Annotated in this window: 5 protein-coding genes; all 5 read left to right on the forward strand. The window is 66.7% G+C overall.

Annotated features, from left to right (window positions below; all coding sequences use genetic code 11):
* A partial coding sequence (locus KDH83_RS29185) for an ATP-binding protein (protein WP_249205434.1) occupies nucleotides 1–336 on the forward strand: 336 nt, incomplete at its 5' end.
* Nucleotides 337–347: 11 nt separating this feature from the next.
* Entirely contained in the window at nucleotides 348–1040 is a 693-nt protein-coding gene (locus KDH83_RS29190; protein ID WP_212322234.1) for a response regulator, read from the forward strand.
* Nucleotides 1037–2416: a Trk system potassium transporter TrkA gene (trkA, locus tag KDH83_RS29195; RefSeq protein ID WP_212322236.1), complete on the forward strand. Its 1380-nt coding sequence runs from the start codon at nucleotides 1037–1039 to the stop codon at nucleotides 2414–2416. The genes KDH83_RS29190 and trkA overlap by 4 nt, the downstream gene beginning before the upstream one ends.
* A 7-nt stretch (nucleotides 2417–2423) precedes the next feature.
* Nucleotides 2424–3893, forward strand: coding sequence for a potassium transporter TrkG (locus tag KDH83_RS29200; RefSeq protein WP_212322238.1), 1470 nt, complete (start codon nucleotides 2424–2426; stop codon nucleotides 3891–3893).
* Nucleotides 3894–4242: 349 nt separating this feature from the next.
* A partial coding sequence (locus tag KDH83_RS29205; RefSeq protein WP_212322240.1) for a YbdK family carboxylate-amine ligase occupies nucleotides 4243–5428 on the forward strand: 1186 nt, incomplete at its 3' end.

The following is a 5428-nucleotide window of genomic DNA, read 5'->3' on the forward strand; positions in this document are numbered from 1 at the left end:
GGGCGGGTCAGCGTGACGACCCAGCTCATGCGCAGCGAGCAGCCGGACCGCGCCGACCAGCAGGCGCTGCGCTTCACGGTGGCCGACACCGGCCCGGGCTTCCCGCCGCAGGTGCTGCAGCGGGCCTTCGAGCCCTACGTCACCACCAAGTCCCACGGGACTGGGTTAGGATTGGCGATCGTGCGCAAGATCGTTGAAGAACATGGCGGCCGGATCGACCTTGCCAACCGCAAGGACGGCGGCGCGCGGATTTCCATCTTGTTGACCCGGCTCGCGCCGGGAGCCGATACTATGGACGCGACCGCGCAAGAAAAGGATAATGCGGCTACGCAATAGGTGGATGCTTTATGGCCAGAATCCTGGTGGTTGACGACGAAGTCGGTATTCGCGAACTCTTGTCGGAAATCCTTTACGACGAAGGACACACGGTCGAATTGGCCGAAAACGCGGCGCAAGCGCGCGCCGCGCGCCTTCGCATGCGTCCCGACCTGGTGTTGCTGGACATCTGGATGCCCGACACCGATGGCGTGAGCCTGCTCAAGGAATGGGCCTCGCAGGGCATGCTGGACATGCCGGTGATCATGATGAGCGGCCACGCCACCATCGACACCGCGGTCGAGGCCACCCGCATCGGCGCCATGGATTTCCTGGAAAAGCCGATCACGCTGCAGCGCCTGCTCAAGACCGTCGCCGCCGGCCTGGCGCGCGGCCGCGCGCCGCATCCGGCGCCGGCGGCCGCTCATCCGGCCATCGCCAGCGCCGCCGTGGCCCTGGAAGACGAGCTCGACCCGCCGCCCCTGACCACCGCGTCGGCCGGCGAAGTGCCCGTCACGTCCAACGGCCAGCTGGGCAGCATCTCGCTGGACCAGCCCCTGCGCGAGGCGCGCGACGAGTTCGAGCGCATCTATTTCGAGTACCACCTGGTCCGGGAAAGCCACAGCATGACCCGGGTGTCCGAGCGCACCGGCCTCGAACGCACCCACCTCTACCGCAAGCTCAAGCAATTGGGCATCGAATCGGCCCGCAAGCGGGGCGCATGAAGATCCTGATCATGGGCGCTGGTCGCGTAGGCACCAGCGTGGCGGAGAACCTGGTGTCCGAGGAAAACGACATCACGGTCATCGATTCCGATCCCAGTCAGCTGCAATACCTGCAAGAGCACTTCGACCTGCGCGTGGTCCATGGCGACGGCGCGCAGGTGTCGGTGCTGGAAACCGCCGGCGCGGCCGACACTGACCTGTTCATCGCCTGTGCCGCGTCCGACACCGCCAACATGGTGGCGTGCAAGATCGCGCGCCAGCTGTTCAACATCCCGCGGCGCATCGCCCGCATCCGCTCGGCCGAGTTTCCCGAGCATCCCGAGCTGATGAGCGACGAGGGCTTCTGCATCGACGCCCTGATCAGTCCGGAGCGCAGCGTCACCACCTATCTGCACAGCCTGATCGAATTCCCCGAAGCCCTGCAGGTGGTGGAATTCGCTGAAGGCCGCGTCAGCGTGGTGACCGTGCGCGTCGGCCACGGCAGCCCGATGGCCCACCATTCCATCGACAAGCTGCGCGAGGTCTGGCCGGACGTGACCGCGCGCGTGATCGACGTGCTGCGCGGCGGGCGTCCGGTGCGCGGCGGCAGCGGCACCGTGATCGCGCCGGGCGACGAGGTGGTGCTGCTGGTCGACTCCCGCCATGCGCGCCGCGCCGTGCGCCAGCTGCGCGAAGCCGAGAAGGCCGTGCGCCGCGTCATGATCGCCGGCGGCGGCAACATCGGCCTGCGGCTGGCGCGCCAGCTGGCCGACGAGAACTACAGCGTGCGCATCATCGAGCACGACCTCAAGCGCTGCGAGTACCTGGCCACGCAGCTGCCCGACAACGTGCTGGTGCTGCACGGCAGCGGCACCGACGAGGACCTGCTCGAGCGCGAGAACATCGAGGACATGGACACCTGGCTGGCGCTGACCAGCGACGACGAAGACAACATCATGTCCTCGCTGCTGGCTAAGCGGCTGGGCGCGCGCAAGGTGATCGCGCTGATCAACCGCCAGGCCTACGGCGAGCTCATGCAGGGCAGCCATATCGACATCGCCGTGTCGCCGTCGCAGGCCACCATGAGCGAGCTGCTGCGCCATGTGCGGCGCGGCGACGTGGCCGCGGTGCACCGGCTGCGCCAGGGCGTGGCCGAGGCGCTGGAGGCCATCGCCCACGGCGACCGCTCCAATTCCAAGGTGGTGGGACGCCCGGTGGGCCAGATCAGCCTGCCCAAGGGCGCCAGCATCGGCGCGCTGGTGCGCGGCGACGAGATCATCCTGCCCGACGCCGACACCGTGATCGAGGCCGACGACCACGTGATCGTGTTCGTGCCCTCGCGCAAGCAGATGCCGCGCGTGGAAAAGCTGTTCCAGGTTTCCGCCTCTTTCTTCTAGCACGGACATGAAGCGCGTACTGGCCACCCTCTACATACTGGGCCTGACCATGGTGATGTTCGCCCTCACCATGCTGATCCCGCTGGTGGTCGCCTACGTCGGCCAGGACGCGGCGCGCGACGCCTTCCTGCACGGTTTCCTGCTGTCGATCGGCATCGGCGGCGGGCTGGCGGTGCTGACCCGGCGCAACCGCAGCGAATTGCGGGCGCGCGATGGCTTCGTGCTGGTGTCGGCCGTCTGGGCCGGCCTGCCGCTGCTGGCGGCGATCCCGCTGATGCTGTATTTCCATCGCGCCGGCATGCCGTTGTCCTTCACCGGCGCCTACTTCGAGGCCATGTCCGGCCTGACCACCACCGGCGCCACCGTGCTGACCAACCTGGACGCGCTGCCGCCGTCCATCAACCTGTGGCGCGCCACGCTGATCTGGATCGGCGGCATGGGCATCCTGGTGCTGGCCGTGGCTATCTTGCCGCTGCTGGGCGTGGGCGGCCACCAGGTCGTGCGCGCCGAGACGCCGGGCCCGATGAAGGACGAGCGCCTGACGCCGCGCATCGCCAGCACGGCCAAGGCGCTGTACGCGGTGTATTTCGTCTTTTCCATCCTCTGTTTCCTGTCCTACCGGGCCGTGGGCCTGTCCTGGTTCGAGGCCTGGTGCCACATGGCCACCACCATGGGCCTGGGCGGTTTTTCCACCTGGGACGACGGTTTCGCCCACTTCGATTCGGTGCCGGTGGAAATCGTGGCCATGGTGTTTATGCTGATCGCCGGCATCAACTTCGCCACCCACTTCAACGCCTTCCGCCAGCGCAGCGCGCGGGCCTACCTGCGCTGCCCCGAGGCCATTCCCTACCTGGTGGTCGTGCTGGGCGTGGGGCTGGTGATCTCGGTGTTCCTGTACGTCAAGGGCGTCTACGCCGAGCCGCTGCAGGCGCTGCGCTACGGCATGTTCAACACCATATCCATGGCGACCACCACGGGCTACGCCAACACCGATTTCGCCCAGTGGCCGCTGTTCGCGCCGCTGACCATGCTGCTGCTGTCGGGTTTCGCCACCTCGGCCGGCTCGACCGGCGGCGGCATCAAGATGATCCGCGCCATCCTGCTGATCAAGCAGGCGCGCAACGAGCTGGTCACCATGCTGCATCCCCACGCGGTCAGTCCGGTGCGGATCAACGGCCGGGCGGTGGAAGCCCGGACCATGGCCTCGGTGCTGGCCTTCATGCTGTTCTACGGGCTGTCCATCGCGGTGTTCACCAGCCTGCTGCTGCTTTCCGGCCTGGATCCCATCACGGCCTTCTCGGCCGTCTTTGCCAGCGTCAACAACACCGGTCCCGGGCTGGGTCCGGTCGGCCCGATGGGCAATTTCGCCGTGCTGTCCGACTTCCAGATCTGGGTCTGCACCTTCGCCATGTTGATCGGACGGCTGGAACTGCTGACCGTGCTGGTGCTCTTCACGCCGATTTTCTGGCGGAAATAGGCCTGGGCCGGGCCGTGCGCGACCCATTTTTGGCTCGAAATTCCTAAGGGATTACCCTTGTTCGGGTAATCCCATCCCGGCTCGAAAGCCTCATTAGGACTGGTCCGATCGGACGAATTGGCCGGCAAGCCCCGCCGTTCCTACGCTGTAAGTGCTTGCTCACATGGCGCCGTGGGAAGAACTCGTGTGTTTCCTGATGTTGCACACAAATGTCACGATTCTCCATCGTTTTGCCACAAACCTGCGGCTATCATGCGTCCATAAGCCGTCGTCTAGCGCCCCCCGGGAAGTTGCCGGGCTTCAAGGCCGAACGACGCATTCCCTCATCAAACATCCGAAGGAGTCCGAGATGGAACAGATTCCGTTCGTTTCGTCGGCCCCGAACACCCTGGGCATCGAGCTCGAGCTGCAACTGATCGACCCGACCAGCTACGACCTGACGGCAGCTTCCGACGAGCTGCTCGCCCAGATGGCCAACCACCCCATCGCCGACCGCGTCAAACCGGAAATCACGCGGTCCATGATCGAATTGAATTCCTCGGTGCACGAGCACCCCATGGGCCTCTTGGCCGAGATGCGCGAAATGCGCGACGCGCTGGTCGAGGCGGCGGACGCCGTCGGCGTTTCCGTGGCGGGCGGCGGCGCCCACCCGTTCATGCGCTGGCAGGAACGCTCCATTTCCGACACGCCGCGCTTCCAGTACCTGGCCGAAATGTACGGTTACCTGGCGCGTCAATTCACCGTGTTCGGCCAGCACATCCACCTGGGCGTGAAAACCGGGGACGACGCCATCCGGCTGGTGCGCCGCCTGTCGCCCTATGTGCCGCACTTCATCGCGCTGTCGGCGTCCTCGCCCTATTGCGAGGGCGTGGACACGCTGTTTTCGTGCTCGCGCCTGAATGCCGTCAACAGCTTCCCGCTGGCGGGCCACATGCCGCCGGAAGTGAAGGACTGGTACCAGTTCGAGGCCCACCTGTCGCAGTTGCGCGCCTATGGCCTGGCCGAAAGCATCAAGGACCTGTACTGGGACATCCGGCCCAAGCCTGAATTCGGCACGGTCGAGATCCGCGTTTGCGACACGCCGCTGACGGTCGAGCGCGCCTGCCAGATCGCCGCCCTGGCCCAGGCGCTGGCGGTGTTGCTGATGCGCGAGCCCGAGCCCAGCGACAAGGCCTGGCTGTGCTATCGCAGCAATCACTTCCAGGCCTGCCGTTTCGGCCTGCAAGGCAGCTATGTGACGCCCGAGGGCCAGCGCATGCGCCTGATCGACCACCTGCGCGCGCTGTTCCAGCGCCTGATGCCGGTGGCCGAGGAGCTGGGCACTGGCGACATGATCGCGGCCCTGCGCGACGACGCCATGCGCAGCGGCAACGATTCGCGCTGGCTGCGTAACCAGTTCCACCGCCTGCGCGACCTGCCGCTGGTGGTGGCGGCCATGTCCACGGCCTGCCCCGGCTCGAACCGCGAGCCGGCGCCGGCCGAGCCGGCCGCCGTGCTGCGCCGGCGCGTCCGCGCCACGTCCGAGCCCACGGCCG

It is taken from the genome of Achromobacter sp. Marseille-Q0513 (genome assembly GCF_018195695.1).
GTDB lineage: Bacteria > Pseudomonadota > Gammaproteobacteria > Burkholderiales > Burkholderiaceae_B > Achromobacter.

Coding starts and splice junctions, on each gene's coding strand:
- KDH83_RS29190 (WP_212322234.1), top strand. CDS start 348: ATGGCCAGAATCCTGGTGGTTGACGACGAAGTCGGTATTCGCGAACTC.
- trkA (WP_212322236.1), top strand. CDS start 1,037: ATGAAGATCCTGATCATGGGCGCTGGTCGCGTAGGCACCAGCGTGGCG.
- KDH83_RS29200 (WP_212322238.1), top strand. CDS start 2,424: ATGAAGCGCGTACTGGCCACCCTCTACATACTGGGCCTGACCATGGTG.